Below are 25,411 nucleotides of genomic sequence, written 5' to 3'. Positions count from 1 at the left end.
TTATTGCGCCAATGGTCCCACTTCACGCAACGGCTTGCCACGTACCGGCGCATCGCCGGCCACGTAGTAGTCGGCAGTGCTGCGCGGCAGCGGCTGGCGGCCACGGATCTTGTCGGCGATTTTCTCGGCGATCATGATCGTCGGTGCGTTCAGGTTGCCGGTGGTGATGATCGGCATGATCGACGCATCGACTACGCGCAGGCCCTGCATGCCATGCACGCGGCCTTCGCCATCGACCACGGCCATCTCGTCGTCGCCCATCTTGCATGAGCAGGACGGGTGGAACGCGGTCTCGGCGTGCTCGCGGATGAACTTGTCCAACTGCTCATCGGTTTGCACCTCGATGCCCGGGCTGATTTCGCGGCCACGGTACGGGTCCAGTGCCGGCTGCTGCATGATTTCACGGGTCAGGCGGATGCCGTCGCGGAATTCCTGCCAGTCCTGCTCGGTGGCCATGTAGTTGAAGAGGATGCTCGGGTAGTCCCGTGGGTTCTTCGACTTCAGTTGCACGCGGCCACGGCTCGGCGAGCGCATGGAGCCCATGTGCGCCTGGAAACCGTGCTCTTTCACACCGTTGCTGCCGTTGTAGTTAATCGCGACCGGGAGGAAGTGGTACTGGATGTTCGGCCATTCGAATTCTTCACGGGTACGGATAAAACCACCCGCTTCGAACTGGTTGCTGGCGCCGATGCCGGTGCCGTTGAACAGCCACTCTGCACCGATGGCCGGCTGGTTGTACCAGAGCAGCGACGGGTACAGCGACACCGGCTGGGTGCATGCATATTGCAGGTACAGCTCAAGGTGGTCCTGCAGGTTTTCGCCGACGCCGGGCAGGTCGTGGACCACCGGGATGTCGAGGCTTTCCAGCAGCTTGGCCGGGCCGACGCCGGAGCGTTGCAGCAGCTGCGGCGAAGCGATTGCGCCGCTGCACACCAGCACTTCTTTACGCGCACGGGCTTCCACGCGCTCTTCGGCGGCACCGATCAGGTAACGCACGCCAACGGCACGCTTGCCTTCGAACAACACCTTGTCGGTGAGGGCGTGGGTGACGATGGTCAGTGTGGAGCGCTTCTTGGCTATGTCCAGGTAACCGCGCGCGGTGCTGGCGCGACGGCCGTTAGGCGTGACGGTGCGGTCCATCGGGCCGAAGCCTTCCTGCTGGTAGCCGTTCAAGTCTTCGGTGCGCGGGTAACCGGCCTGCACGCCCGCTTCCACCATGGCGTGGAACAGCGGGTTGTTGCCGGCTTTAGGCGTGGTCACGCTGACCGGGCCATCGCCGCCGTGCCAGTCGTTGGGGCCGATGTCGCGGGTTTCGGCCTTGCGGAAATACGGCAGGCAGTCGAGGTAGCTCCAGTCTTCCAGGCCTGGCAGTTTCGACCAGTTGTCGTAGTCCATGGCGTTGCCACGGATGTAGCACATGCCGTTGATCAGCGAAGAGCCACCCAGGCCCTTGCCGCGACCGCATTCCATCCGGCGGCCGTCCATGTGTGGCTCCGGATCGGTTTCGTAGGCCCAGTTGTAGCGCCGGCCTTGCAGCGGGAAGGCCAGGGCGGCGGGCATCTGGGTACGGAAGTCGAGGCGGTAGTCGGGGCCGCCGGCTTCCAGCAGCAGGACGGTGACGCCTTCGTCTTCGGTCAGGCGGGTTGCCAGGGTGTTACCGGCGGAGCCGGCACCCACAATGATGTAGTCGTATTCTTGGGACATAAATGCACCCTCTTTGAAGTGTGGTCAGCAGGTCGGGCCTCATCGGGGGCCTGCCCCGATGACGGCCTCAAAGGCACGACAAAACCCGGGTCTTAGAACACCGAGGCGTAGTCGCCCAGCTCAACCTGTACCGATTTGATGCGGGTGAAGTTGTTCAGCGAGCTGATGCCGTTTTCACGGCCCACACCGGATTGCTTGTAGCCACCCACCGGCATCTTCGCGTCGGATTCGCCCCAGGCGTTGATCCAGCAGATGCCCGCTTCCAGCTGGTGAATCACGCGGTGGGCGCGGTTCAGGTCCTTGGTCACAAGGCCCGCAGCCAGGCCGAAGTCGGTGTCGTTGGCGCGGCGGATCACTTCTTCTTCGGTTTCGTAGGTGAGGATGCTCATCACCGGGCCGAAGATTTCTTCACGGACGATGGTCATCTCGTCGGTGCAGTCGGTGAACACGGTCGGGGCCACAAAGGCGCCTTTGGCCAGGTCGCCGTCGGTCAGGCGGTCGCCGCCGCACAGCACGCGGGCGCCTTCTTCCTTGCCTTTGGCGATGTAGCCCAGCACGCTTTCCATGTGGGCGAAGCTGACCAGCGGACCGAAGTTGGTGTTGGCGTCCTGCGGGTCGCCAACGCGGATGCGCGCAACACGCTCAACGATCTTGGCTTCGAATGCCGCTTGCAGGTGCTTGGGCACGAACACGCGGGTGCCATTGGTGCAGACCTGGCCGGAGCTGTAGAAGTTGGCCATCATCGCGATGTCGGCCGCACGATCCAGGTCGGCGTCTTCGAACACGATCAGCGGCGACTTGCCGCCCAGTTCCATGGTCACTTCCTTGAGCGACGAGCTCGAAGCGCTGGCCATGACTTTCTTGCCGGTGTCGGTGCCGCCGGTGAACGAGACTTTCTCGATGCGCGGGTGCTCGGTCAGCCAGGTGCCGACTTCACGGCCGCTGCCGGTCAAGACGTTGAACACGCCTGCTGGAACGCCGGCTTCGGTGTAGATCTCGGCCAGTTTCAGGGTGGTCAGCGAGGTGACTTCGCTTGGCTTGAAGATCATCGCGTTGCCGGCGGCCAGGGCCGGTGCGGATTTCCACAGGGCGATCTGGATCGGGTAGTTCCAGGCGCCGATACCGGCGACCACGCCCAGGGGCTCGCGGCGGGTGTAGACGAACGAGGTGTCGCGCAGCGGGATCTGCTCGCCTTCGATGGCCGGTACCAGGCCTGCGTAGTATTCCAGCACGTCGGCGCCGGTGACGATGTCGACGTACTGGGTTTCGGAGAAGGCTTTACCGGTGTCCAGGGTTTCCAGGGCGGCCAGTTCGTCGTTGCGCTCGCGCAGGATGTCGACGGCACGACGCAGGATGCGCGAACGCTCCATGGCGGTCATGGCGGCCCAGATTTTCTGGCCTTTTTCCGCGCTGACCACGGCACGTTCAACGTCGTCGAACGTGGCGCGTTGCACTTGGGCGAGAACTTCACCGTTAGCCGGGTTGATGGCGTCGAAGGTGGCATCGCTGCCAGCGTCGCTGTAGCCGCCGTCAATGTAGAGTTTTTGCAGGTCGAAACGGGCCATAAAGTCCTCGCAAGTGCATAAGTGGTTGGCGTTACCCACCGCAAAGTGGGCCATGAGGGTGTGGCAACACTGGGCGGCGGACGTTCAGGGGTTGAGCGTTTATAAGGGCTCTAACTCACCTGCTTGGCCAATTGGAAATCCATGTATTCGTAAGCGATCCGTTGCGCCTGCGCCGTGTCGAAAGCGTCTCCCGACAGGGCACCGCGCAACCACAAACCGTCGATCAGGGCCGCCAGGCCTCTGGCTGCTTTGCGTGCGTGCGGCAGCGGCAGCACTCGGCGGAACTGGCAGCACAGGTTGGAATACAGACGTTGATCGTTGATCCGCTGCAACCTGTGCAATGACGGGTGATGCATGCTGGTGGCCCAGAAGGCCAGCCAGGTTTTCATTGCCGGGCCATTGACCTGGCTGGCGTCGAAGTTGCCCTCGATGATCACCCGAAGGTGCGCCCGTGGGCTGTCGTCCTTCAGCGCAAGCCTGCGTTCGTGGACGTTCTCGATCAGCATGTTCATCAGGTAGCGCATCGTCGCGGCGATCAGGCCGTTCTTGTCCTGAAAGTAGTGACTGATGATGCCGTTCGAGACCCCGGCCAAACGGGCGATCAGCGCAATGCTGGCATCTCCCATTCCGACCTGGTCGATGGCCGTCAACGTGGCTTCGATCAACTGTTGGCGGCGTATGGGTTGCATACCGACCTTGGGCATGTAGCACCTCTCCTTAGGCCTGCCGACGGGCGATGAACGTTCGTCGACTTGAAGGCCAGTCTATTTTGTTTTGATTGAACGTTCAATCAACAAAGAATAAGCTCTGCGACAAATGGTCGCTGTCTACAGGTATTTCCTACGTGAGGGCCGCGACATCCGGCACCTGCAAAAACCTTTGAAACAGGCGGTATCAAGGCCTGCCCACTGCCTGGTGGGGCTCAAGGATTTTCGGGGTGTCTTTATAACACCCGTCCGTCGACTGCCGAAAAATCGATAGGTCGGGATAACCGCTGCCTTGTGTTTCTCTCTCGCACTGCCCGGAGCATCTGCGCCATGAGTTCTGCCTCTCTTATAAAGACCCCGCCGGAAAAGGTACGGGTCAACGGTTGGGTGTTCTACACCTCCACCGCACTGATTCTGTTGTTGACCGCCATTCTGATCATCGCCCCGCAGGAGGCCGGGCGCATGCTCGGCGTAGCCCAGGCCTGGCTTTCCAAAAGCTTCGGCTGGTACTACATGGTGGTCATCGCCGCTTACCTGGTGTTTGTGGTCGGCCTGGCGTTTTCGTCCTATGGCAAGTTGAAACTGGGCAGCAAGGACGACACCCCGGACTTCAGCTACGGCGCCTGGGCCGGCATGCTGTTCTCGTCGGGCATCGGTATCTCGTTGCTGTACTTCGGTGCCTCCGAGCCACTGGATCACTACTTCAACCCGCCCGAAGGCGCCGCCGCCAGCAACGGCGCGGCACGCCAGGCGTTGCAGTTGACCTTTTTGCACTGGGGCCTGCATGGCTGGGCGATCTATGCGCTGGTCGGCCTGGCGGTGGCGTACTTCGCCTACCGGCATAACCAGCCGCTGGCCTTGCGTTCGGCGTTGTACCCGCTGGTGGGTGAGCGTTGGGTGAAGGGCGCGGCCGGTCACGCGGTGGACGGTTTCGGCATGTTCGTGACCCTGCTGGGCCTGGTAACGAACCTGGGCATCGGTTCGATGCAGGTGTCGTCCGGCCTGGAAAACCTGTTCGGCATGGCGCACAGCAACACCAACCTGCTGATCGTGATCATTGTGATGAGCACCGTGGCGACCATCGCCGCCGTGTCGGGCGTGGAGAACGGCATCCGCCGCCTGTCCAACCTCAACATCGTGCTGTTCAGCGGCTTGCTGATCTTCGTGCTGCTGTTCGGCCCGACCCTGCACCTGCTCAATGGCCTGGTGCAGAACACCGGCGACTACCTCAACGGCATCGTGCTGAAAACCTTCGACCTCTATGTGTACGAAGGCGACGGTGACAAGACCGAACGCTGGATGGGCCTGTGGACCCTGTTCTACTGGGCCTGGTGGATTTCCTGGGCACCGTTCGTGGGCATGTTCATCGCGCGGATTTCCCGTGGCCGTACGGTGCGTGAACTGGTGGCCGGCGTGTTGCTGATTCCCCTGGGCTTTACCCTGGCGTGGCTGTCGATCTTCGGTAACTCGGCGCTGGACCTGGTGTTGAACCATGGTGCGGTGGAGTTGGGCAAGACGGCGCTGGAACAACCGTCCATGGCTATCTACCAGTTGCTGGAGCATTACCCGGCGTCGAAAATCGTTATCGGCGTGTCGATCTTCGTGGGCTTTGTGCTGTTCCTGACCCCGGCGGATTCCGGCGCGGTGATGATGGCCAACCTTTCCTGCAAAGGCGGCAATGTGGATGAAGACGCACCGCACTGGTTGCGCATCTTCTGGTCGGCGGTGATCACCCTGGTGACCATCGGCCTGCTGTTTGCCGGCAACTTCGAAGCCATGCAAACCATGGTGGTGCTGGCGGGGCTGCCGTTCTCGGTGGTGCTGATTTTCTTTATGTTCGGTTTGCACAAGGCGATGCGCCAGGACGTGGCGATCGAACAGGAGCAGGCGCAACTGGCTGAACGCGGGCGTCGCGGCTTCAGCGAGCGCTTGACGGCACTCGACCTGCAACCGAGCCAGGGCACTGTGCAGCGCTTTATGGACAAGCACGTCACGCCGGCGCTGGAAGAAGCGGCGACGGCGTTGCGTGAACAAGGTTTGGAAGTGCAGACGCTGCTGGGTAAATCCAAGCGCTGCATCGGTGTGCGCATCGAGATGGAAGAGGGCAACCCCTTCGTTTATGAGGTGAGCCTGGATGCTTACTCGTCGGCGCCGAGCGACCTGCCCGAAGAAGAACGCACCCGCTATTACCGGGCCGAGGTGTACCTGCACAACGGGCCTCAGGAATACGACCTGATGGGCTTCGCCCAGGAACAGATCACCCGGGACGTGCTCGATCAGTTTGAAAGCCATCGGCAGCTCCTTGGCCGTGTCTATAGCTGATGCGTTGAAAGCCCGGTGGTGTCACTGACGCCACTGGGGCAAAAAATGTGGGAGGGGGCTTGCCCCCGATTGCAGTGTGTCAGTCAGTCCATCTGTTACTGATCCACCGCTATCGGGGGCAAGCCCCCTCCCACAGTTGTTTTGCAGTGTGTGTTAGCCCAGGTTTTTGCCCAACAGGGCGTGGTAGAGCTCACTGTCGCCGAGGATCCCCACCACCTGGTTGTTGTCATGCAACACCAGCTTGTTCCCCGTCTGGTAACGAATCTGCAGCGCATCACGCATGCCGATATTCGAATCCACCAGGGTCGGTACCCGGCCCAAACCTTCCACCGGTTGCCCCGGTGCCCAGTTTTGCAGGTTCATCACCACGCCATTCTGGCGGGCGCCCTGGATGGTGTTGCCTTCGGACAGGTCCAGCCACGAATCGCCGCCCGGGTCGAGGCACACCGAGCCGTTGACGCGTTTGCAGTTGTCCAGCGTGCGCATCAGGCTGCGGCCGCACAGCACGTTCAGCGGGTTGGTATGGGCGACGAAGGTGCGTACGTAGTCGTCCGCCGGGTTCAGCACGATCTCTTCCGGCACGCTGTACTGGATGATCTTGCCGTCTTTCATGATCGCGATGCGGCTGCCCAGCTTGAGCGCCTCGTCGAGGTCGTGGCTGACGAACACGATGGTCTTGCTCAGTTTGCTTTGCAGTTCCAGCAACTCGTCCTGCAGGCCCTGGCGGATCAGCGGGTCGAGGGCGGAGAAGGGCTCGTCCATCAGCAGGATGTCGGCATCCATCGCCAACGCGCGGGCCAGGCCGACGCGTTGTTGCATGCCGCCGGACAGCTCATCGGGCTTCTTGTTGCGCCACTGGGTCAGGCCCACCAGCTCGAGTTTCTCGTCCACCAGCTTGCGCCGTTCTTTTTCCGGGCGGCCCTGCATTTCCAGACCAAAGCTGATGTTCTCGCGCACCGTCAGCCAGGGCATCAGGGCAAACTTCTGGAACACCATGGCGATGCGCTTGGTGCGCATCATTTTCAGCTCGGCGGGGCTGCAGGAGGCGATGTCGATCTGGCGACCTTCATGCTCGACGAACAGCTGGCCACGGCTGACGGTGTTGAGGCCGTTGATGCAGCGCAGCAGGCTCGACTTGCCGGAGCCCGACAGGCCCATCAGCACGCAGATCTCGCCTTTTTCCACATCCAGGCTGGCCTTTTCAACGCCGACAATCTGCCCGGTCTTTTTCAGGATTTCGTTACGGCTCATGCCCTGGTCCAGCAGCTTGAGCGCTTCGCGTGGGTCTTTGGAGAAGATCACGTCGACATTGTCGAATCGGATAATGCTCATGCATCACCCCCTACTTTGGCGTCGGGTTGTTTGCAGATGCGGTCGAGCATGATGGCCAGCAGCACAATCGCCAGGCCGGCTTCGAAGCCCAGGGCGATATCGGCGGTGTTCAGCGCGTTGACCACCGGCTTGCCGAGGCCGTCGGCGCCCACCAGGGCGGCGATCACCACCATCGACAACGACAGCATGATGCATTGGGTAATACCGGCAGCGATGCTCGGCATGGCGTGGGGCAGTTCAATGCGCGAGAGCAACTGACGGCGCGAGCAGCCAAAGGCCTTGCCGGCGTCCATCAACTCTTGCGGTACATCACGGATACCCAGGTAGGTCAGGCGGATCGGCGCGGCAATCGCGAACACCACCGTGGAAATCAACCCAGGCACCACACCCAGCCCGAAGAGGGTCAGGGTAGGGATGAGGTAGACGAAGGTCGGTACGGTCTGCATCAGATCGAGCACCGGCCGCATCATGGTGTAGAACAGCGGTTTGTGCGCGGCAACAATGCCCAGCGGCACACCGATGACCACGCAGACCAGGGTGGCGAACAGCACCTGCGCGAGGGTCTCCATGGTTTCCTGCCAGTACCCCAGGTTGAGGATCAGCAGGAAGGAGGCGATGACAAAAACAGTCAGTCCCCATTTACGTTGAATAAAGTGAGCCAGCAGCGCAATCAGACCGATCAATGCCAGCGGATTGAACCAGGTCAGCGCGAACGTCACGCCGTGGATCATCGTTTCCAGTGTCGATGCGATTGCGTCGAAGTAGTTGGCGCCGTGTTGGGTCAACCATTCGACGAAGGCAGCGATGTACTGGCCTAGTGGGATTTTCTGTTCAGTCAGCATGGTAGTGAATGTCCACATGCGAAGAGGGAAAACATCCCGGGGCAGCGCACCGCCCCGGGGTCAGCGGGATTACTTGGCGAGATACGCTTTGACGGCCTCCAGGCCTGGTTTGCCATCGACGGTATTGACTCCGGCGAGCCAGGTGTCGAGGACTTGCGGGTTCTTTTTCAGCCAGGCCTTGGCGGCGGCATCGGGCTTCATCTTGTCGTCCAGGACGTTACCCATCAGGGTGCTTTCCATGTTCAAGGTGAACACCAGGTTTTTCAGCAACTGACCGACGTTGCTGCATTCCTCGGTGTAGCCCTTGCGGGTGTTGGTGTAGATGGTGGCCTGGCCGTAGTTGGGGCCGAACGAATCGTCACCCCCGGTCAGGTACTTCATCTTGAAGCGGGTGTTCATCGGGTGCGGTTCCCAGCCGAGGAACACGATGGCCTGGTCACGCTTGGTGGCGCGCTCAACCTGGGAAAGCATCCCGGCTTCGCTGGATTCGACCACTTTGAAACCGGCGGTCTTGAGGCCGAAGGCGTCTTTGTCGATCAGCGTCTGGATTGTGCGGTTGCCGTCGTTACCCGGCTCGATGCCGTAGATCTTGCCGCCCAGCTCATCCTTGAATTTGGCGATATCGGCGAAGTCTTTCAGGCCCTTGTTGTACAGCGCCTCGGGTACCGCCAGGGTGTACTTGGCGTTTTCCAGGTTGGCGCGCACGGTTTCCACGGTGCCGGCATCACGGTACTGCTTGATGTCGTTTTCCATGGTCGGCATCCAGTTGCCGAGGAACACGTCCATGTTCTTGCCGTCGGCCAGGGACTTGTAGGTCACAGGAACGGAAATCATCGTGGTCTTGGTCTTGTAGCCCAGGCCCTTGAGGATTTCGCTGGTGGTCGCGGTCGTGACGGTGATGTCGGTCCAGCCGACATCGGAGAAGTTGACGGTCTTGCACTGTTCCGGTTCTGCGGCGTGCGCCATGACTGGCAGACTCAGCATGGCGGCCAACAACAACGAGGGTGAACCTTTCATCTGGGTAGACTCCTGTGTTTTTTCTGGCGGCATTCGCCGCGCTTTATAAGTGTTGCGGTTGGAGCGTGCGGCAACAGCTCTGCCACGGTGCCTTGCAAACGAGTCGAGACTGATCATGTACCAGTGAAAATCTGACGCCTACAGGGGGCGTCGTATCCAGTACAGGGAGGGTCGTATCCAGTGTCGGTGACGTCGCTTACAGGTTTTTCCCAAGGTAAAACCGCTGTTTTTGCCCATCTGCACCGCTAAAAACGGCTGAAACAGGCGATCGCACGGGAGCGACGCTGGTGAGCATGGGTGCGTCGGTGTGAGACGCCGTGAGCGACAGCAAAAGCTTGATGATGCCGCCATCTGGGCGATCTGAGCGTAGCACCTCGTTCAAGCCTGGCCGTGCTTATCGAGGAGTTCTACCGCAATGGCTATCAGTGTTTTCGACCTGTTCAAGATCGGCATCGGGCCTTCCAGTTCTCACACCGTCGGCCCCATGCGCGCCGCGGCGTTGTTCGTCCAGGGGTTACGTGAACGTGAACTGTTGGAACAAGTCAGGCGTGTCGAAGTTCAGCTGTACGGTTCGCTGTCCGCCACCGGCATCGGCCACGGCAGCGACACCGCCACCATCATGGGCTTGATGGGCGAGTGGCCGGACGCGATCGATCCGTCGCAGATCGGCCTGCGCATCCACACCCTGCGCGAAACCGACACATTGCTGCTCGACGGGCGTTTGCCCGTGCCGTTCGTGTGGGCCCGGGACATGCGCCTGCTCGACGAAAACCTGCCGTTCCACCCCAACGCCATGACCCTGCTGGTGTACGGCGATGAAGGCGAGCTGCACCGCGACACCTACTACTCAGTGGGCGGTGGTTTCGTGGTGGATGAAGCCCAGGCGCAGAGCGGCGTGGCAGACATGGACCGCACCGAGTTGCCCTATGATTTCTCCAGCGCGGTGGAACTGCTGCACTTGTGCAAGACCCACAACCTGCGCGTTGCCGAGTTGATGCTGGCCAATGAAAAAGTCTGGCGCTCCGAAGACGAAATCCGCAGTGGTCTGATGAAACTCTGGCGCGCCATGCAGGCGTGCGTGGAGGAGGGCCTCAAGCACGAAGGCATCCTGCCCGGCGGCCTCAATGTGCGCCGTCGCGCCGCCAAGTTGCACCGCAGTCTGCAGGAGTTGAACAAGCCCAATGTGATCGGCTCGACCTTGAGTGCGATGGAGTGGGTCAACCTGTTCGCCCTGGCGGTGAATGAAGAAAACGCCGCCGGTGGACGCATGGTCACGGCGCCCACCAACGGTGCGGCGGGGATCATTCCGGCGGTGCTGCACTACTTCATGAAGTTCAGCGACGAAGTCACCGAAGCCAACGTGGTCGACTACCTGCTCAGTGCGGCGGCGGTGGGGATCCTGTGCAAGAAGAACGCCTCGATCTCCGGCGCCGAAGTCGGTTGCCAGGGTGAAGTGGGTTCGGCCTGCGCCATGGCCGCTGCCGGGCTGGCGGAGATCCTCGGCGCAACCCCGGAGCAACTGTGCAACGCCGCCGAGATCGGCCTTGAGCACAACCTCGGCCTGACCTGCGACCCGGTGGGCGGGCTGGTGCAAGTGCCGTGCATCGAGCGCAATGCGATTGCCGCGGTGAAGGCGATCAACGCGGCGCAGATGGCCCTGCGCGGTGATGGCCAGCACTTTATCTCCCTGGACCGCGTGATCCGCACCATGCGCGATACCGGGGCGGATATGCATGACAAGTACAAGGAGACGTCCCGGGGCGGGTTGGCGGTCAGTGCGGTGGAGTGCTGATTAGCTTGTTGTGATGAACAGGGCCTTTGTGGTGAGCGGGCTTGCCCCGCGCTGGGTAAAGGCACCACATAGTTTCAGATAAAACCCGGTCGCCTGATTTTGGGGCGGCTTCGCCACCCAGCGCGGGGCGAGCCCGCTCACTACAAGTGAACACACCAACCAAAATCGCCACCTTTTAGCGCGTCGCAAACAGATAAGTAGCTTCCAAACGATTTTCCCCTCGACCACCCGTCACCTGTGCGTGCGGTGACAGACTTTTCCTACGCGCTGAAAGCGCCTTCCCACAAGTGATACCGAACTGCTCACACACCTTGAGCAGGGCCGCTCCGACGTCTATTTCAGCCATATCCCGTACTCCTCGCGTGGGCTTATTTAGACGCGTCATCAGGTCGTTTTCAGGATTTGTTGAATGGCCATTCAAATTTAGGCATGGCATTTGCTCTACCAATTCAAAGCCTCTCGCCTTGCCGGATGAAGAGCGCAATAACAAGAGCCTCGCCTGAGGCCATCACCCGCTTTGTGTGAGGAGATACCGCGATGACGTCGTTCAACTCAGGGGCCCAACCCCAGAACCGTGCGCCTCAATCCATCGGCTTTTTGCTGCTGGACAATTTCACGCTGATTTCCCTGGCGTCGGCCGTGGAACCGCTGCGCATGGCCAACCAGCTGTCCGGCCGCGAGCTGTATCGCTGGACAACCCTGAGTGTCGACGGCAACCAGGTATGGGCCAGCGACGGTCTGCAAATCACCCCCGATGCCTCCATGCACAAAGCCCCGGCCCTGGACACTGTGATTGTGTGCGGCGGCGTGGGTATCCAGCGTACCGTGACCCGTGAGCATGTGTCGTGGCTGCAAAGCCAGGCGCGCCAGTCCCGTCGCCTTGGCGCGGTGTGCACCGGCAGCTGGGCCCTGGCCTGTGCCGGTCTGCTCGACGGCTTCGATTGCAGCGTGCACTGGGAATGCCTGGCGTCGATGCAGGAAGCCTTCCCGCGTGTGTCGATGAGCACCCGTTTGTTCACCCTCGACCGCAACCGCTTCACCAGTTCGGGCGGCACCGCGCCGCTGGACATGATGCTGCACCTGATCAGCCGCGACCACGGCCGCGAACTGTCGGCGGCTATCTCCGAGATGTTCGTGTACGAGCGCATCCGCAACGAACAGGATCACCAGCGTGTGCCGCTCAAGCACATGCTGGGCACCAACCAGCCGAAGCTGCAGGAAATCGTCGCGCTGATGGAAGCCAACCTCGAAGAGCCGATCGACCTCGACGAACTGGCGGTGTACGTCGCCGTGTCGCGTCGCCAGCTGGAGCGGCTGTTCCAGAAATACCTGCACTGCTCGCCGTCGCGCTATTACCTCAAGCTGCGCCTGATTCGCGCGCGGCAGTTGCTCAAGCAAACGCCGATGTCGATCATCGAAGTGGCCTCGGTGTGCGGGTTTGTCTCCACGCCACACTTCTCCAAGTGCTACCGCGAATACTTCGGCATTCCGCCACGGGATGAGCGCGTAGGCTCCAACACCACCCAGCAGGTGGCGATGATGCCGATTCCGCAGGCGCTGGTGTTGTCACCGCTGTCGGGACCGATGGCGGCGCTGAGCCAGGCGCGCAATGAGTCGACGTTTGCGAGCGTACGGCTCTAAACCGAGTTGACTGCATCGGGGGCAAGCCCCCTCCCACACTTGACCGAGTTGTCATGACGAACATGGCCAGATGTGGGAGGGGGCTTGCCCCCTGATAGCGGTCTGTCAGGCGCCGGAGTTCTGCTTGAACTGCATCAGCGCTGGTAACAACTGCTTGTCGATCGCCTGGCGCACCGCCGGCAAAATCGTCGCACTGCCGGTGTACATCTGCTCAACCATACCCTTGAGGGCCTTGGCCCGCGCTTCGCTCAAACCGCGTACCGCGCACTCGCAAGCCTGTTCGGCGCTGGCGCCGCTGGACACCTCGAAACCCAGGGAGCGCAGTTGGCTCAGCAGGTCATCCTGGTCAATCAAATCCGCATGCATCATGACGTTTATCCTGGTGAAGGGAGCGGGGATCGACTTGGATTCTGGTAGGCCCCCGGCCGGTCGGCAAGGGCAGAATGCACGAATGGCTCAGATGGCTATGAGCGTGTCGTTTTCGGGCCATTTACCCACTGAAGTAATAGGCACACTGTCCATCAGCAAGCAGCTTGAAGGTTTGGTCACCCTCGGGATGTACGGCTCACACAAGGCACTCTGCCCCGATCCAGTCACGGCTGGACCGGGGCTTTTTTAGCGCTGCAGCACCAGGATTCGTGAAAGCAGTTCGTCCCGGTCGATATAGCAACCCTGAAAGTGCCGCGCCCCGGAGGTGGGATCAAACGCATTGCGCGCATGCAACGTGCGGCGGTTATCGAAGCACCACAGCTCGCCCGGGTCCAGGCGCTTGACCAGCCGAAAGCGCGCCTCGCGCGTCATCGCGATAAAGCGTCGATAAGCCCGATACAGCAACGGCATCTGCGCCACCGACGTCTCGAACGGCCCACGCAAGAAGTTGGCCATGCGAATCTCTGCCACATCCCCCAAGGCGTCCAATGCGATGATCGGCGCGAGGCGACGATAGTCGCTGTGGCGGTCTTTGTTGCGAAACTCCACGGGTATTTCACACAAGGCACGAAACGCTTCGGGATCTTCCTCGCGCAGGGCATTGGCGATGGCAAACCCATCGACAAAAATACTTTCGCCCCCGTCGGCATCGTTGACCAGGCAATGCAGGAATTGCAGCCCCGGTTGCAGCTCCCGGGTCGGCAAATCACTGTGCAAGGGCAGGTTGAAAGCGGTGTAGGCATTGCTGTCGGCATCGGCCTTGGATTGCACGTTGAACAGCACGCCGAAATTGCTCTCGCGGATAAATGAAATACGCTGGGCGACACGCGCCAGGGAGCCGGGTTCGGTGGGTACGCCGCGCATTTGCGTCAGGCCCGCGTCACGCAAGGCCAGCAGCCATTGCAGCAGCGCCGCAGGGTCTTGCATGACCGCCGCGTAGTCGAATATAGGCAGTTCGAAGGTGTTGTCCCAGAGCCGCGATTTTGCTTTCGCCGCCCGGCGTTCGGCGCGGGATTCATCGTCGTAGGCATGGGCCCGCAGCCAGCCGGGATCGTACCGGCTGCGATGACCGCCGTGCCATTCCACGCTGAGGAAGCCCTGGTCGATACGCACGCTGATGGCGCCGAGGTTTTCATCCACATCGACAATTTCCAGCACTTGCTCGCGGGTCACGCTGTACACGCATTGCGTGCACGGGCAGTTGTCCCGCAGCCACTGATGGTGAAACGGGCTGACCCGACCATCGGCCCATATCACGCGAACCTGATCGTCCAGCACCTGTGCATCGGAGAGGTCGCAGAGTTTCGGGTAAGTACGGAAATCGGCAACAGCGGCGGCGGTTTGCATGATGGTTCCTTATTTTTTCGGGGGCAGTCCAATCACTCGGCCGAGGAGGGCGGGCCTTGGCAGGTCGGCTTGCTCAGCGCTGATCGCAATGAGTTTCTCCAATGTCGCCTCGGCAAACGGGGCCGAATGCGGACCGGCCAGGTCGACGTGCAGCAGCATCTGTTCGTTGCCGGCCAGTTCTTTCTCATCGCCCACTAAATGCAGGCTGTGATAAAGGTGTAGGCGCTTGGCATCGTGGGCGATCAGTTGCGTGTGCACCTCCACTTCGGCACCGAGTTTCACTTCGTGCAGGTAGTTCAGGTGCAGTTCCAGGGTGAACAGCGAATGGCCGCTGGCTTCGCGGTTTTCGCTGTCCAGGCCGAGGGTGTCCATCAGCGCGTCGGTGGCGTAGCTGAAGATCAGCAGGTAGAACGCGTCGCGCAGGTGGCCGTTGTAGTCCACCCAGTCGGCAAGGACTGGGGTGGTGTAGGTGGTCAGTGCAGGCATGGTGAGGGTTCCGTTATTCGGCGAAGGTCATGCCGTGCTTGGCTTTGGTGGTTTTCACCGCTTCCAGCACCGCCAGCAGGCAATCATCACGATAGCGTTCCAGCGCCGAAATGCTGTGTTTGCCCAGCTGGTCGCTGGTGCCATCGACCACATCGTCGATCAACTTATCGGTCAACTCCGGAGCCGGCAGGTAGGTCCACGGCAATTGCAACGCCGGGCCGAACTGCGCCATGAAGTGGCGCATGCCCGCATCGCCACCCGCCAGGGTGTAGGTGAGGAAGGTGCCCATGAACGACCAGCGCAGGCCGGCGCCAAAGCGGATGGCATCGTCGATCTCGCCAGTGGTGGCCACGCCGTCATTGACCAGGTGCAACGCCTCGCGCCACAGGGCTTCGAGCAAGCGGTCGGCGATAAACCCGGGGACCTCCTTGCGCACATGCAGCGGGCGCATGCCGAGGGATTCATACACCTTGATCGCGGCCTGGATCGCTTCCGGCGCGGTGTGCTTGCCGCCGACCACTTCCACCAGCGGCAGCAGATAGACCGGGTTGAACGGATGGCCGACCACACAGCGTTCCGGATGGGTCGAGCCCTCGTAGAACTCACTCGGCAACAGCCCCGAGGTACTTGAACCGATCAATGCATCGGGCTTGGCCGCGGCGCTGATCCTGCTGTGCAATTCCAGCTTCAGTTCCAGGCGTTCCGGGGCGCTTTCCTGGATGAAGTCGGCGTCTTTCACGCATTCTTCGATGGTGGCCACAAAGCGCAGGCGGTCTTGGGATGCGCCGGGTGCCAGGCCCTGTTTTTCCAGGGCGCCCCAGGCATTGGAGACGCGCTTGCGCAGCGCCGCTTCGGCACCCGGCGCCGGGTCCCAGGCCACCACATCCAGGCCGTGGGCCAGCGCGCGGGACACCCAGCCGCTGCCGATGACACCGCTGCCCAGGGCGGCGAAGGTTTTGATCTCAGTGATAAAGCGCATGGCAAATTCCTAAAGCGTTCGGTGGTTCCCTGTGGGAGGGGGCAAGCTCCTCCCACATTTTTTGATTCGGTTAGCCGCGTTTGGTCAGGCCCATCTTGATGCGACCCTCCGCCGGGGTCATGACCCGCGCGCCCAGGCGACTGAGGATTTCGCCGGCGCGTTCCACCAGTTGGCCGTTGGTGGCAAGTACGCCTTTGTCCAGCCACAGGTTGTCTTCCAGGCCGACTCGTACGTTGCCGCCCAGCAGCACCGCCTGCGCGGCCATGGGCATTTGCATGCGGCCGATCCCGAACCCGGCCCACACCGCGTCGGCGGGCAGGTTGTCGACCATGGCCTTCATGGTGGTGGTGTCGGCCGGCGCGCCCCATGGGATGCCCAGGCACAGTTGGAACAGCGGGTTGTCGAGCAGGCCTTCCTTGATCATCTGCTTGGCGAACCACAGGTGGCCGGTGTCGAAGATCTCCAGCTCGGCCTTCACGCCCAGTTCCTGGATGCGCTTGGCGCCCGCCCGCAGCTGCGCCGGGGTGGAGACGTAAATCGTGTCGCCGTCACCGAAGTTCAGGGTGCCGCAGTCCAGGGTGCAGATTTCCGGCAGCAGCTCTTCCACATGGGCCAGGCGGGTCAGCGGGCCGACCAGGTCGGTATTGGGACCGAACTCCATCGGGTGCTCGCCGCCGCCGATCTCGAGATCGCCGCCCATGCCGGCGGTGAGGTTGACGATGATGTCGATGTCGGCCTCACGGATGCGCTCCATCACTTCGCGGTACAGGGCAACGTCGCGGCTGAACTTGCCGGTCTCGGGGTCGCGCACATGGCAGTGCACCACGGTGGCGCCCGCCTTGGCGGCTTCCACCGCAGCGGCGGCGATTTGCTTGGGGGTGACCGGCACGTGTGGGCTTCTGGCGGTCGTGTCGCCAGCACCGGTGAGTGCGCAGGTGATGATGACGTCGTGGTTCATGGGGCGGTTCCTTACGGGCGTAGTGGTGCCGTTCGCAGCCAGGAGCGGCTGCGACACGGTGGTTCAAATCAGGTTATTTGCTGGTGAGTTGCAGGTTGGCTGCAGCCGGTTTGCCGTCGAAGGTGGTCACGCCTTCGAGCCAGCGCGCCTGGTCCTGGGGGTGATCCTTGAGCCACTGCCTGGCGGACTCGAGGGCATCCTTGTGATCCAGCAACGGCTGCATCATCCGGCTCTCGTCGGCGGCGGTGAAGGTCAGGTTGGTCAGCAGCTTGTGTACGTTGGGGCACTGTTCGGCGTAGGTCGGCGCGGTCACGGTCCAGACGGTGGCCATGCCTTCGTTCGGGCCCAGGGCGTCGTCGCTGCCGGTGAGGTAGGTCATCGCGATATTGACGTTCATCGGGTGCGGCGCCCAGCCGAAGAACACTACGGCTTCCTTGCGGCGTACCGCACGGTCCACGGCGGCAAGCATGCCGGCCTCGCTGGATTCCACCAGTTGGAACTTGCCCAGGCCGAACTGGTTCTTGGCGATCATTGCCTTGATCTGGGTGTTGGCCCCCGAGCCCGGCTCGATGCCGTAGATCTTGCCGCCCAGCTCCTTCTCGAATTTGGCGATGTCGGCAAAGGTCTTCAGGCCTTTGTCCGCCAGGTAAGTCGGCACCGCGAGGGTCGCGCGGGCGTCTTCCAGGCTGGGTTTGTCGAGGACTTTGATTTGCTTGGCGTCGACGAACGGCGTGATGGTCTGGGTCATCAGCGGGTTCCAGTAGCCGAGGAACAGGTCCAGGCGCTGGTCACGGATACCGGCGAAGATGATTTGCTGGGAGGCGCTGGTTTGTTTGGTCTTGTAGCCGAGGCCGTCGAGCAGCACTTGGGTCATGGCGCTGGTGGCGATGACGTCGGTCCAGTTCACCACGCCCATGCGCACGTTCTGGCAGGATGCCGCGTCGGCAGCCCATACGTTCGTGCTCAAGATGGCGCTGGCGCTGAGTGCAAGCACGCAGCGGCGAATCAGTCGGTTCATGGTGGATCCCTCGGCAGGTCGTTATTGTGGGGGCCGGCGTCTTTGTGCGCCGTGAGGCCAAGTTACGTAGCTTTGGAGGCGACAAAACGCACGGCGGCGACCAGCTCTTGCACTGCAGCGACCTGCCCCCTTGAATCCACCCGAGAACGGGAGTATCACAGTGCCACGCTGCCCGTCCTACGAGAGCGCCACCATGTCCCAGGATTTCTACTTTCTGCTGATGCCGGGGTTCTCGGCTATCGGTTTTATTTCTGCACTGGAACCTTTGCGCGTGGCCAACCGCTTTCGTGGCGAGTTGTACCGCTGGCATGTGCTGAGCGCCGATGGCGGCGCGGTGCTGGCGAGCAATGGCATGTCGGTCAACGCCGACGCCGCGCTGGAACCGCTGAAAAAGGGTGCGACGCTGTTGGTGGTGGCCGGCTTCGAACCGCTGCAGTTCGCCACGCCGGCGCTGGAGCACTGGCTGCGCCGCCTGGACCATGACGGCGTGACCCTCGGCGCCATCGACACCGGCGCCTGCGTGCTCGCCGAAGCCGGCCTGCTCGACGGTCATCGCCTGACCCTGCACTGGGAAGCCATCGATGCCTTCAAGGAGTCGTACCCGCACCTGAGCGTGACCCAGGAACTGTTCGAAATCGACCGCCGCCGCATCACCTGCGCCGGCGGCACCGCCTCCATCGACCTGATGCTCGACCTGATCGCCCAGGCCCACGGCGCCGACCTGGCGATCCAGGTCTCCGAACAGTTCGTACTCGGCCGCATCCGCCCGCGCAAGGACCACCAGCGCATGCAGATCGCCACGCGCTACGGCATCAACAACAAGAAGCTGGTGCAAGTGATCGGCGAGATGGAGCAGCACACCGAACCGCCCCTGAGCACCTTGGCGTTGGCCGACGCGATCAAAGTTACCCGGCGCCAGTTGGAGCGTCTGTTTCGCCTGCATTTGAACGATACCCCGAGCAACTTCTACCTTGGCCTGCGCCTGGAAAAAGCCCGGCAGCTGCTGCGCCAGAGCGATATGAGCGTGCTGGAGGTGAGCATTGCCTGCGGGTTCGAGTCGCCGTCGTATTTCACCCGGAGTTATCGGGCGAGGTTTGCCAAGTGTCCGAGGGAGGATCGGCGACGGGAGGTGGTTTGACGAACAATTATAGTGAATTATACTCATCACTATAATTTATAGTTGTTTTCATAATTGAGTATAAATCCATGTCCAAGCACAGCGGCTTCGTGTTCCGTCGCCCCGCCCTGGCAAGCAGTATTGCCGATGGCCTGGTGGGCGCCGGTATTCAGGATTTCACCTCTGGCCTGTTCCTCGCGGCGCCCCGTCGCACCGGCAAAAGCACTTTCCTGCGCGAAGACCTGATTCCGGAATGTCAGCTCCGGGGCTGGCTGGCGGTGTATGTGGATCTCTGGGCTGACAAGGAGAAAGATCCTGCGGAGTTGATTGCCAGTGCTATTGCGGCTGCCCTGGTTCCCTATGAAAAGGGCATCCGCAAACTGGCCAAGAATATTGGCATCGAGAAACTGAGCTTTCTGCGGACGCTCTCCTGGGACTTTACCCAGCCACAATTGCCTGTCGGTGCGACGCTGACCCAAGCCCTGGAATTGCTCCACAGTGCTGCAGAAAAACCCGTTGTGCTGGTGATTGACGAAGCGCAGCACGCCTTGACCACCGAGTCGGGTATCAATGCGATGTTCGCGTTGAAGGCTGCCCGGGATCAGCTCAACCAGGGCCGTGACGAAGAGGGCAGCGGCTTGCGCCTGGTGTTTACCGGTTCCAATCGCGACAAACTCGCCCATTTGGTATTGGGTAAAAGCCAGCCGTTCTTCGGTTCCAGCATCACGCCGTTTCCGCTGCTGGGTAAAGAGTTCACCCAAGCCTACACTGTGCACCTCAACGCGCACCTGGCCGAGACCAACCAGTTCAACGCGGCTGATATTGATGAGGCGTTTGAGCTGGTAGGCCGGCGTCCCGAGATGTTGCGCACGATCATCGGTGAAGTCGCGTTGGAACTGGGCGAGGCGAGCAATCTGGGCCAATTGCTGCACAGTCGCGCCGAACTGCTGCGCGCGGGTGTATGGACCGAGTTCGAAAGCGCCTGGAACGCCCTGACCATCCCGCAGCGCGCCGTGCTGGAGGTGATGGTGGAGCGCTCCCAGAACAACGAACCCTTCGCGCCCTTCACCGACAGCACCCTCACGGCTGTCAGCAAGGCGCTGGAAGCCATGGGCAGTGACGTGGTGCCGGGTACCCAGACCGTCCAGGCCTGCATCGATGCCTTGCGCGACAAGGAGTTGGTGTGGAAGTCGGGCCGCGGTGGTTATGCCCTGGAAGACAAGTCGTTCGGGGATTGGCTGCGGCACAAGCGCCATACACCCCGCTGAAAACACCCCACATCTAATGTGGGGGCTTGCTCCCGATGACGGACTGTCAGTTGATACAGCTTTGGCTGACTCACCGCTATCGGGGGCAAGCCCCCTCCCACATAGGATTGTGGTGTAGCTTACTTCTTCAGCAGTGCCGAACACGCCGCCTTGAAGGCCTCATGCTGATATTTGTTCAACGTCGCCGGCAGTTCAAAGTTGTGCTTCTTGTTCTGCGCATTGATGGTCTGCGGCGACAGCAACGTCACCTCAACCCCCTCCAGCAATTGAAACACCCCTTCAATCTTGAACGTGGTCGGGCCACCGGCGAATTCGCCTTTTTTGCTGCGCTTCTTGATCGCGATGCGAGTGACGGCGTTGGCCTGCACGAAGGCCTTCACCTGGGCGGCAAAGGCTTTGACGTTGGCCGCTTCATCATCGTCTTCAAGGGCGATTTTCTTGGTAGCCAGGGCGACGTGGCCCAGCGCCTGGTTGTCCAGGGAGGCGACAGCGATGATGGCTTCGCTGCCTTTGATTTCGATGCCACAGATAGTCATGAAGGGCCTTGGTTCAAAGAGAAAGTGGCGGGATTGTCGCTTATTCCTGCCCAATCGACTCCAAAAACTCCGACCGCTCATCACTCATCCGCGCCAGGCAGTCATTTTGCGCAATCGCATAGGCTTTGGTGCCGGTCACTGCCGGGAAGGTGTCCACCGCGCAGTCGGCGTCACGCAGTTTTTCCCATTTCTGCTGGGCATCCTTCAGACGAGCGGTAATGTCGGCGAGCTTGGTCTTGTCGCTGCCATAGGTGGAATGCATGCGTTCCAGCAGGCCTTGATAATTATCCTTGAGCAATTGCTCGGCAGTGGTTTTGTTATAGGTGGCGCATTCCAGGGTTTGCTTGTCGTTTTCGATGCCATCGCACGGCGTGCTGTCGGTGTCTTCGGCCGCGTGGACGCCGGTTGCGATGAGTGCCAAAGCCAGGAAAATCGATTTCATTGCGCCGTCTCATATCAGGTGATGCGGGAATTCTGGCTCAAGCGTAAGACAAATAACAGCCGCCAGTCAGACCACTCATAACAGCCTTTGTCGTGGATTGACGCTTTCGGCAATTCCCCTGTCGTTTTTGCACCCGGCTCGGTCGGCCCCTGGGCATATGCTGGCCCCAAAGCGCCGGCAGACGATTCGGCGCATGAATCGCCAAAATAAGGGGACGCCTGATGAGCCCAGCCGAATTGCACGCCGACAGCATCGTTATCGACGGGCTGATCATTGCCAAGTGGAACCGCGACCTGTTCGAGGACATGCGCAAAGGTGGCCTCACCGCCGCGAACTGCACCGTGTCGGTGTGGGAAGGGTTCCAGGCCACGATCAACAACATCGTCGCCAGCCAGACCCTGATCCGCGAGAACAGCGACCTGGTGATCCCGGTGAAAACCACGGCCGACATCCGCAAGGCCAAGGAACAGGGCAAGACCGGCATCATCTTCGGCTTCCAGAACGCCCATGCATTTGAAGACCAGCTCGGGTATGTGGAGATCTTCAAGCAGCTCGGCGTCGGTGTGGTGCAGATGTGCTACAACACCCAGAACCTGGTCGGCACCGGTTGCTACGAGCGCGACGGCGGCCTGTCGGGCTTCGGGCGCGAGATCGTCGCCGAGATGAACCGCGTCGGCATCATGTGCGACCTGTCCCACGTCGGCTCCAAGACCAGCGAAGAAGTCATCCTCGAATCGAAAAAACCGGTGTGCTACTCCCACTGCCTGCCGTCCGGCCTTAAAGAACACCCGCGCAACAAGTCCGATGAAGAGCTGAAGTTCATCGCCGACCACGGCGGTTTTGTCGGCGTGACCATGTTCGCGCCGTTCCTGGCCAAGGGCATCGATTCGACCATCGACGACTACGCCGAAGCCATCGAATACACCATGAATATCGTCGGCGAGGACGCCATCGGCATCGGCACCGACTTCACCCAGGGCCATGGCCAGGATTTCTTTGAAATGCTGACCCATGACAAGGGCTACGCCCGCCGCCTGACCAGCTTCGGCAAGATCATCAACCCGCTGGGCATCCGCACCGTCGGCGAGTTCCCCAACCTGACAGAGACCCTGCTCAAGCGCGGCCACCCCGAGCGTGTGGTGCGCAAGATCATGGGCGAGAACTGGGTCAACGTCTTGAAGGACGTTTGGGGCGAATAAGCCAAGCACCCACGGGCAACATCACAACGAATTTTTCTGGAGTTAAGTTTCCATGGCCAAGATCGCCCCGCAATTGCCTATTGAAGTCGACAGCGAAACCGGTGTCTGGACGTCCGACGCCCTGCCGATGCTGTACGTGCCGCGTCATTTCTTCGTCAACAACCACATGGGCATCGAAGAAGTGCTGGGCGCCGAGGCCTACGCCGAGATCCTCTACAAGGCCGGCTACAAATCCGCCTGGCACTGGTGCGAGAAAGAAGCTGAATGCCATGGCCTGGAAGGCGTCGCGGTGTTCGAGCACTACATGAAGCGCCTGTCGCAACGCGGCTGGGGCCTGTTCAAGATCCAGGACATCGACCTGGATAAAGGCACCGCCAGCGTCAAGCTCGAACACTCGGCCTTCGTCTATGTGTACGGCAAGGTCGGGCGCAAGGTCGACTACATGTTCACCGGCTGGTTTGCCGGCGCCATGGACCAGATTCTGCAAGCCCGTGGCAGCCAGATCCGCACCGTGGCCGAACAAGTCTACGGAGGCTCCGAAGAGGGCCACGATGACGGCTTGTTCACCGTCAAGCCGTTGTAAGCCGAGGACCGTGCCATGGCTTTCGAAGCAATGTTCCAGCCGATCCAGATCGGCAAACTGACCATCCGCAACCGCGTGCTCAGTACCGCCCACGCCGAGGTGTATGCCACCGACGGCGGCATGACCACCGACCGCTATGTGAAGTACTACGAAGAGAAAGCCAAGGGCGGTATCGGCCTGGCGATCTGCGGCGGTTCCTCGGTGGTCGCCATCGACAGCCCCCAGGAATGGTGGAGCTCGGTGAACCTGTCCACCGACCGCATCATCCCGCACTTCCAGAACCTGGCGGATGCCATGCATAAGCATGGCGCCAAGATCATGATCCAGATTACCCACATGGGCCGTCGCTCCCGTTGGGATGGCTTTAACTGGCCGACCCTGATGTCGCCGTCCGGCGTGCGCGAGCCGGTGCACCGCGCCACCTGCAAGACCATCGAGCCGGAAGAAATCTGGCGCGTGATCGGCAACTATGCCCAGGCCGCGCGGCGTGCCAAGGCCGGTGGCCTGGACGGTGTGGAACTGTCCGCCGTGCACCAGCACATGATCGACCAGTTCTGGAGCCCACGGGTCAACAAGCGTACCGACGAGTGGGGCGGCACCTTCGAAGGCCGCATGAAGTTCGGCCTCGAAGTGTTGAAGGCCGTGCGTGCCGAAGTCGGTGACGACTTCTGCGTGGGCATGCGCCTGTGCGGTGACGAGTTTCATCCGGACGGCCTGTCCCACGAGGACATGAAGCAGATCGCCAAGTATTACGACGACACCGGCATGCTCGATTTCATCGGCGTGGTGGGCTCGGGTTGCGACACCCACAACACCCTGGCCAACGTGATCCCCAACATGAGCTATCCGCCGGAGCCGTTCCTGCACCTGGCGGCCGGTATCAAGGAAGTGGTCAAGGTCCCGGTGCTGCACGCACAGAACATCAAGGACCCGAACCAGGCCACGCGCATCCTCGAAGGCGGCTATGTGGACATGGTCGGCATGACCCGTGCGCACATCGCCGACCCGCACCTGATCGCCAAGATCAAGATGGGCCAGATCGACCAGATCAAACAGTGCGTCGGCGCCAACTATTGCATCGACCGCCAGTACCAGGGCCTGGATGTGCTGTGCATCCAGAACGCCGCGACGTCCCGTGAGTACATGGGCGTGCCGCATATCATCGAGAAGTCCACCGGGCCGAAACGCAAGGTGGTGGTGGTCGGTGCCGGCCCTGCCGGGATGGAAGCCGCGCGGGTGGCCGCCGAACGTGGCCACGACGTGACCCTGTTCGAGAAGAAAGAATTTATCGGCGGGCAAATCACCACCGCCTCCAAGGCGCCGCAACGCGACCAGATCGCCGGTATCACCCGCTGGTTCCAGCTGGAGCTGGCGCGTTTGAAAGTCGACCTGCGCCTGGGCGTGGCCGCCGATGCCGAGACCATCCTGGACCTGCGTCCGGACGTGGTGGTGCTGGCGGTCGGCGGGCATCCGTTTATCGAACAGAACGAACACTGGGGTGCCGCCGAAGGCCTGGTGGTGAGCAGCTGGGACGTGCTCGACGGCAAGGTCGCACCGGGCAAGAACGTGTTGGTGTACGACACCATTTGCGAATTCACCGGCATGTCGGTGGCGGACTTCCTGGCCGACAAAGGCTGCCAGGTGGAAATCGTCACCGATGACATCAAGCCGGGCGTAGCCATCGGCGGTACGTCGTTCCCGACCTACTACCGCAGCATGTACCCCAAAGAAGTGATCATGACCGGCGACATGATGCTGGAAAAGGTCTACCGCGAGGGCGACAAGCTGGTGGCGGTGCTGGAGAACGAATACACCGGCGCCAAAGAGGAGCGGGTAGTGGACCAGGTGGTGGTGGAAAACGGCGTGCGTCCGGACGAAGCCATTTACTACGGGCTCAAGGAAGGTTCGCGCAACAAGGGCCAGATCGACGTCGAAGCCCTGTTCGCGATCAAGCCGCAGCCGTGCCTGAGCGAGACGGGCGAGGGGTACTTGCTGTTCCGCATCGGTGACTGTGTGGCGCAGCGCAATACCCACGCTGCCATCTACGACGCCCTGCGCCTGTGCAAAGACTTTTGATGAGGTGAACGCGGTCAAATGTGGGAGGGGGCTTGCCCCCGATAGCGGTGG

22 protein-coding genes are annotated in these 25,411 nt (G+C 61.3%); 8 read left to right on the top strand and 14 right to left on the bottom strand.

Translation table 11 applies throughout. The features are described 5' to 3' along the window. The 3 genes from betA to betI form a co-directional block, all read right to left on the bottom strand. On the bottom strand, positions 1-1,704 hold the full coding sequence (gene betA / locus C8K58_RS05550) for a choline dehydrogenase (RefSeq protein WP_027606022.1): 1,704 nt from the start codon (positions 1,702-1,704) through the stop codon (positions 1-3). 92 nt (positions 1,705-1,796) lie between these two features. Beyond that, complete coding sequence (gene betB, locus C8K58_RS05545) at positions 1,797-3,269, bottom strand: betaine-aldehyde dehydrogenase (protein WP_027606021.1); 1,473 nt, start codon at positions 3,267-3,269, stop codon at positions 1,797-1,799. 110 nt (positions 3,270-3,379) lie between these two features. Further along, on the bottom strand, positions 3,380-3,973 hold the full coding sequence (betI, locus tag C8K58_RS05540; RefSeq protein WP_027606020.1) for a transcriptional regulator BetI: 594 nt from the start codon (positions 3,971-3,973) through the stop codon (positions 3,380-3,382). A 390-nt stretch (positions 3,974-4,363) separates the two neighbouring features. Here betI and C8K58_RS05535 point away from each other — a divergent pair, with 390 nt between their 5' ends. Further along, complete coding sequence (locus tag C8K58_RS05535; RefSeq protein ID WP_223841653.1) at positions 4,364-6,298, top strand: BCCT family transporter; 1,935 nt, start codon at positions 4,364-4,366, stop codon at positions 6,296-6,298. A 153-nt stretch (positions 6,299-6,451) separates the two neighbouring features. Here C8K58_RS05535 and choV read toward each other — a convergent pair whose 3' ends face one another. From choV to C8K58_RS05520, 3 genes are all read right to left on the bottom strand, one after another. Then, entirely contained in the window at positions 6,452-7,630 is a 1,179-nt protein-coding gene (gene choV / locus C8K58_RS05530) for a choline ABC transporter ATP-binding protein (RefSeq protein WP_027606018.1), read from the bottom strand. After that, entirely contained in the window at positions 7,627-8,472 is an 846-nt protein-coding gene (choW, locus tag C8K58_RS05525; protein ID WP_016972877.1) for a choline ABC transporter permease subunit, read from the bottom strand. The genes choV and choW overlap by 4 nt, the downstream gene beginning before the upstream one ends. Positions 8,473-8,541: 69 nt before the next feature. Then, on the bottom strand, positions 8,542-9,489 hold the full coding sequence (locus C8K58_RS05520; RefSeq protein WP_027606017.1) for a choline ABC transporter substrate-binding protein: 948 nt from the start codon (positions 9,487-9,489) through the stop codon (positions 8,542-8,544). Between the two features lie 415 nt (positions 9,490-9,904). Between C8K58_RS05520 and C8K58_RS05515 the strand changes: the two genes are divergently transcribed. Beyond that, positions 9,905-11,281 (top strand): L-serine ammonia-lyase, encoded by a 1,377-nt coding sequence (locus tag C8K58_RS05515; protein WP_027606016.1) that lies wholly within the window; start codon positions 9,905-9,907, stop codon positions 11,279-11,281. A gap of 537 nt (positions 11,282-11,818) precedes the next feature. After that, a complete protein-coding gene (locus tag C8K58_RS05510) occupies positions 11,819-12,922 on the top strand; it encodes a GlxA family transcriptional regulator (protein WP_065925468.1) in 1,104 nt (367 codons plus the stop codon). 105 nt (positions 12,923-13,027) lie between these two features. Here the strand turns inward: C8K58_RS05510 and C8K58_RS05505 are convergent, their stop codons facing one another. The 6 genes from C8K58_RS05505 to C8K58_RS05475 form a co-directional block, all read right to left on the bottom strand. After that, complete coding sequence (locus C8K58_RS05505) at positions 13,028-13,291, bottom strand: hypothetical protein (protein WP_027606014.1); 264 nt, start codon at positions 13,289-13,291, stop codon at positions 13,028-13,030. Positions 13,292-13,537: 246 nt separating this feature from the next. Further along, positions 13,538-14,698, bottom strand: a complete 1,161-nt coding sequence (locus C8K58_RS05495) for a gamma-butyrobetaine dioxygenase (protein ID WP_108573353.1) — start codon at positions 14,696-14,698, stop codon at positions 13,538-13,540. 9 nt (positions 14,699-14,707) lie between these two features. Further along, positions 14,708-15,184, bottom strand: coding sequence for a thioesterase family protein (locus C8K58_RS05490; RefSeq protein ID WP_027606011.1), 477 nt, complete (start codon positions 15,182-15,184; stop codon positions 14,708-14,710). Between the two features lie 13 nt (positions 15,185-15,197). Further along, a complete protein-coding gene (locus C8K58_RS05485; protein WP_027606010.1) occupies positions 15,198-16,163 on the bottom strand; it encodes an L-carnitine dehydrogenase in 966 nt (321 codons plus the stop codon). 70 nt (positions 16,164-16,233) lie between these two features. Continuing rightward, on the bottom strand, positions 16,234-17,121 hold the full coding sequence (locus C8K58_RS05480; RefSeq protein WP_027606009.1) for a 3-keto-5-aminohexanoate cleavage protein: 888 nt from the start codon (positions 17,119-17,121) through the stop codon (positions 16,234-16,236). A gap of 73 nt (positions 17,122-17,194) precedes the next feature. Further along, positions 17,195-18,139 carry a choline ABC transporter substrate-binding protein gene (locus C8K58_RS05475; protein WP_092490303.1) on the bottom strand — a complete coding sequence of 315 codons (945 nt, stop codon included), beginning with the start codon at positions 18,137-18,139 and terminating at the stop codon, positions 17,195-17,197. A gap of 193 nt (positions 18,140-18,332) precedes the next feature. Here C8K58_RS05475 and C8K58_RS05470 point away from each other — a divergent pair, with 193 nt between their 5' ends. Then, positions 18,333-19,277 (top strand): GlxA family transcriptional regulator, encoded by a 945-nt coding sequence (locus C8K58_RS05470; RefSeq protein WP_027606007.1) that lies wholly within the window; start codon positions 18,333-18,335, stop codon positions 19,275-19,277. A gap of 68 nt (positions 19,278-19,345) precedes the next feature. After that, positions 19,346-20,524, top strand: coding sequence for an AAA family ATPase (locus tag C8K58_RS05465; RefSeq protein WP_108573351.1), 1,179 nt, complete (start codon positions 19,346-19,348; stop codon positions 20,522-20,524). Positions 20,525-20,643: 119 nt separating this feature from the next. Here C8K58_RS05465 and C8K58_RS05460 read toward each other — a convergent pair whose 3' ends face one another. Both C8K58_RS05460 and C8K58_RS05455 read right to left on the bottom strand, forming a co-directional pair. Next, positions 20,644-21,060 (bottom strand): DUF3010 family protein, encoded by a 417-nt coding sequence (locus C8K58_RS05460; RefSeq protein ID WP_027606005.1) that lies wholly within the window; start codon positions 21,058-21,060, stop codon positions 20,644-20,646. Positions 21,061-21,100: 40 nt separating this feature from the next. Further along, the gene (locus C8K58_RS05455; protein WP_027606004.1) at positions 21,101-21,502 is read right to left on the bottom strand and encodes a lysozyme inhibitor LprI family protein; all 402 of its coding nucleotides are present in this window, start codon (positions 21,500-21,502) and stop codon (positions 21,101-21,103) included. 221 nt (positions 21,503-21,723) lie between these two features. Between C8K58_RS05455 and C8K58_RS05450 the strand changes: the two genes are divergently transcribed. From C8K58_RS05450 to dgcA, 3 genes are read left to right on the top strand one after another with little or no spacing between them, the layout of a single operon-like run. Next, positions 21,724-22,701, top strand: coding sequence for a dipeptidase (locus tag C8K58_RS05450; RefSeq protein WP_010207105.1), 978 nt, complete (start codon positions 21,724-21,726; stop codon positions 22,699-22,701). Positions 22,702-22,753: 52 nt separating this feature from the next. Next, on the top strand, positions 22,754-23,284 hold the full coding sequence (locus C8K58_RS05445) for a DUF5943 domain-containing protein (protein ID WP_027606002.1): 531 nt from the start codon (positions 22,754-22,756) through the stop codon (positions 23,282-23,284). 15 nt (positions 23,285-23,299) lie between these two features. After that, a complete protein-coding gene (gene dgcA / locus C8K58_RS05440) occupies positions 23,300-25,360 on the top strand; it encodes a dimethylglycine demethylation protein DgcA (protein ID WP_027606001.1) in 2,061 nt (686 codons plus the stop codon). The last annotated feature ends 51 nt before the right edge of the window (positions 25,361-25,411 follow it).

It is taken from the genome of Pseudomonas sp. GV047 (genome assembly GCF_003058245.1).
In the GTDB taxonomy this organism is placed as follows: Bacteria; Pseudomonadota; Gammaproteobacteria; order Pseudomonadales; family Pseudomonadaceae; genus Aquipseudomonas; species Aquipseudomonas marginalis.
This window is presented reverse-complemented; position numbering and strand designations above follow the sequence as displayed.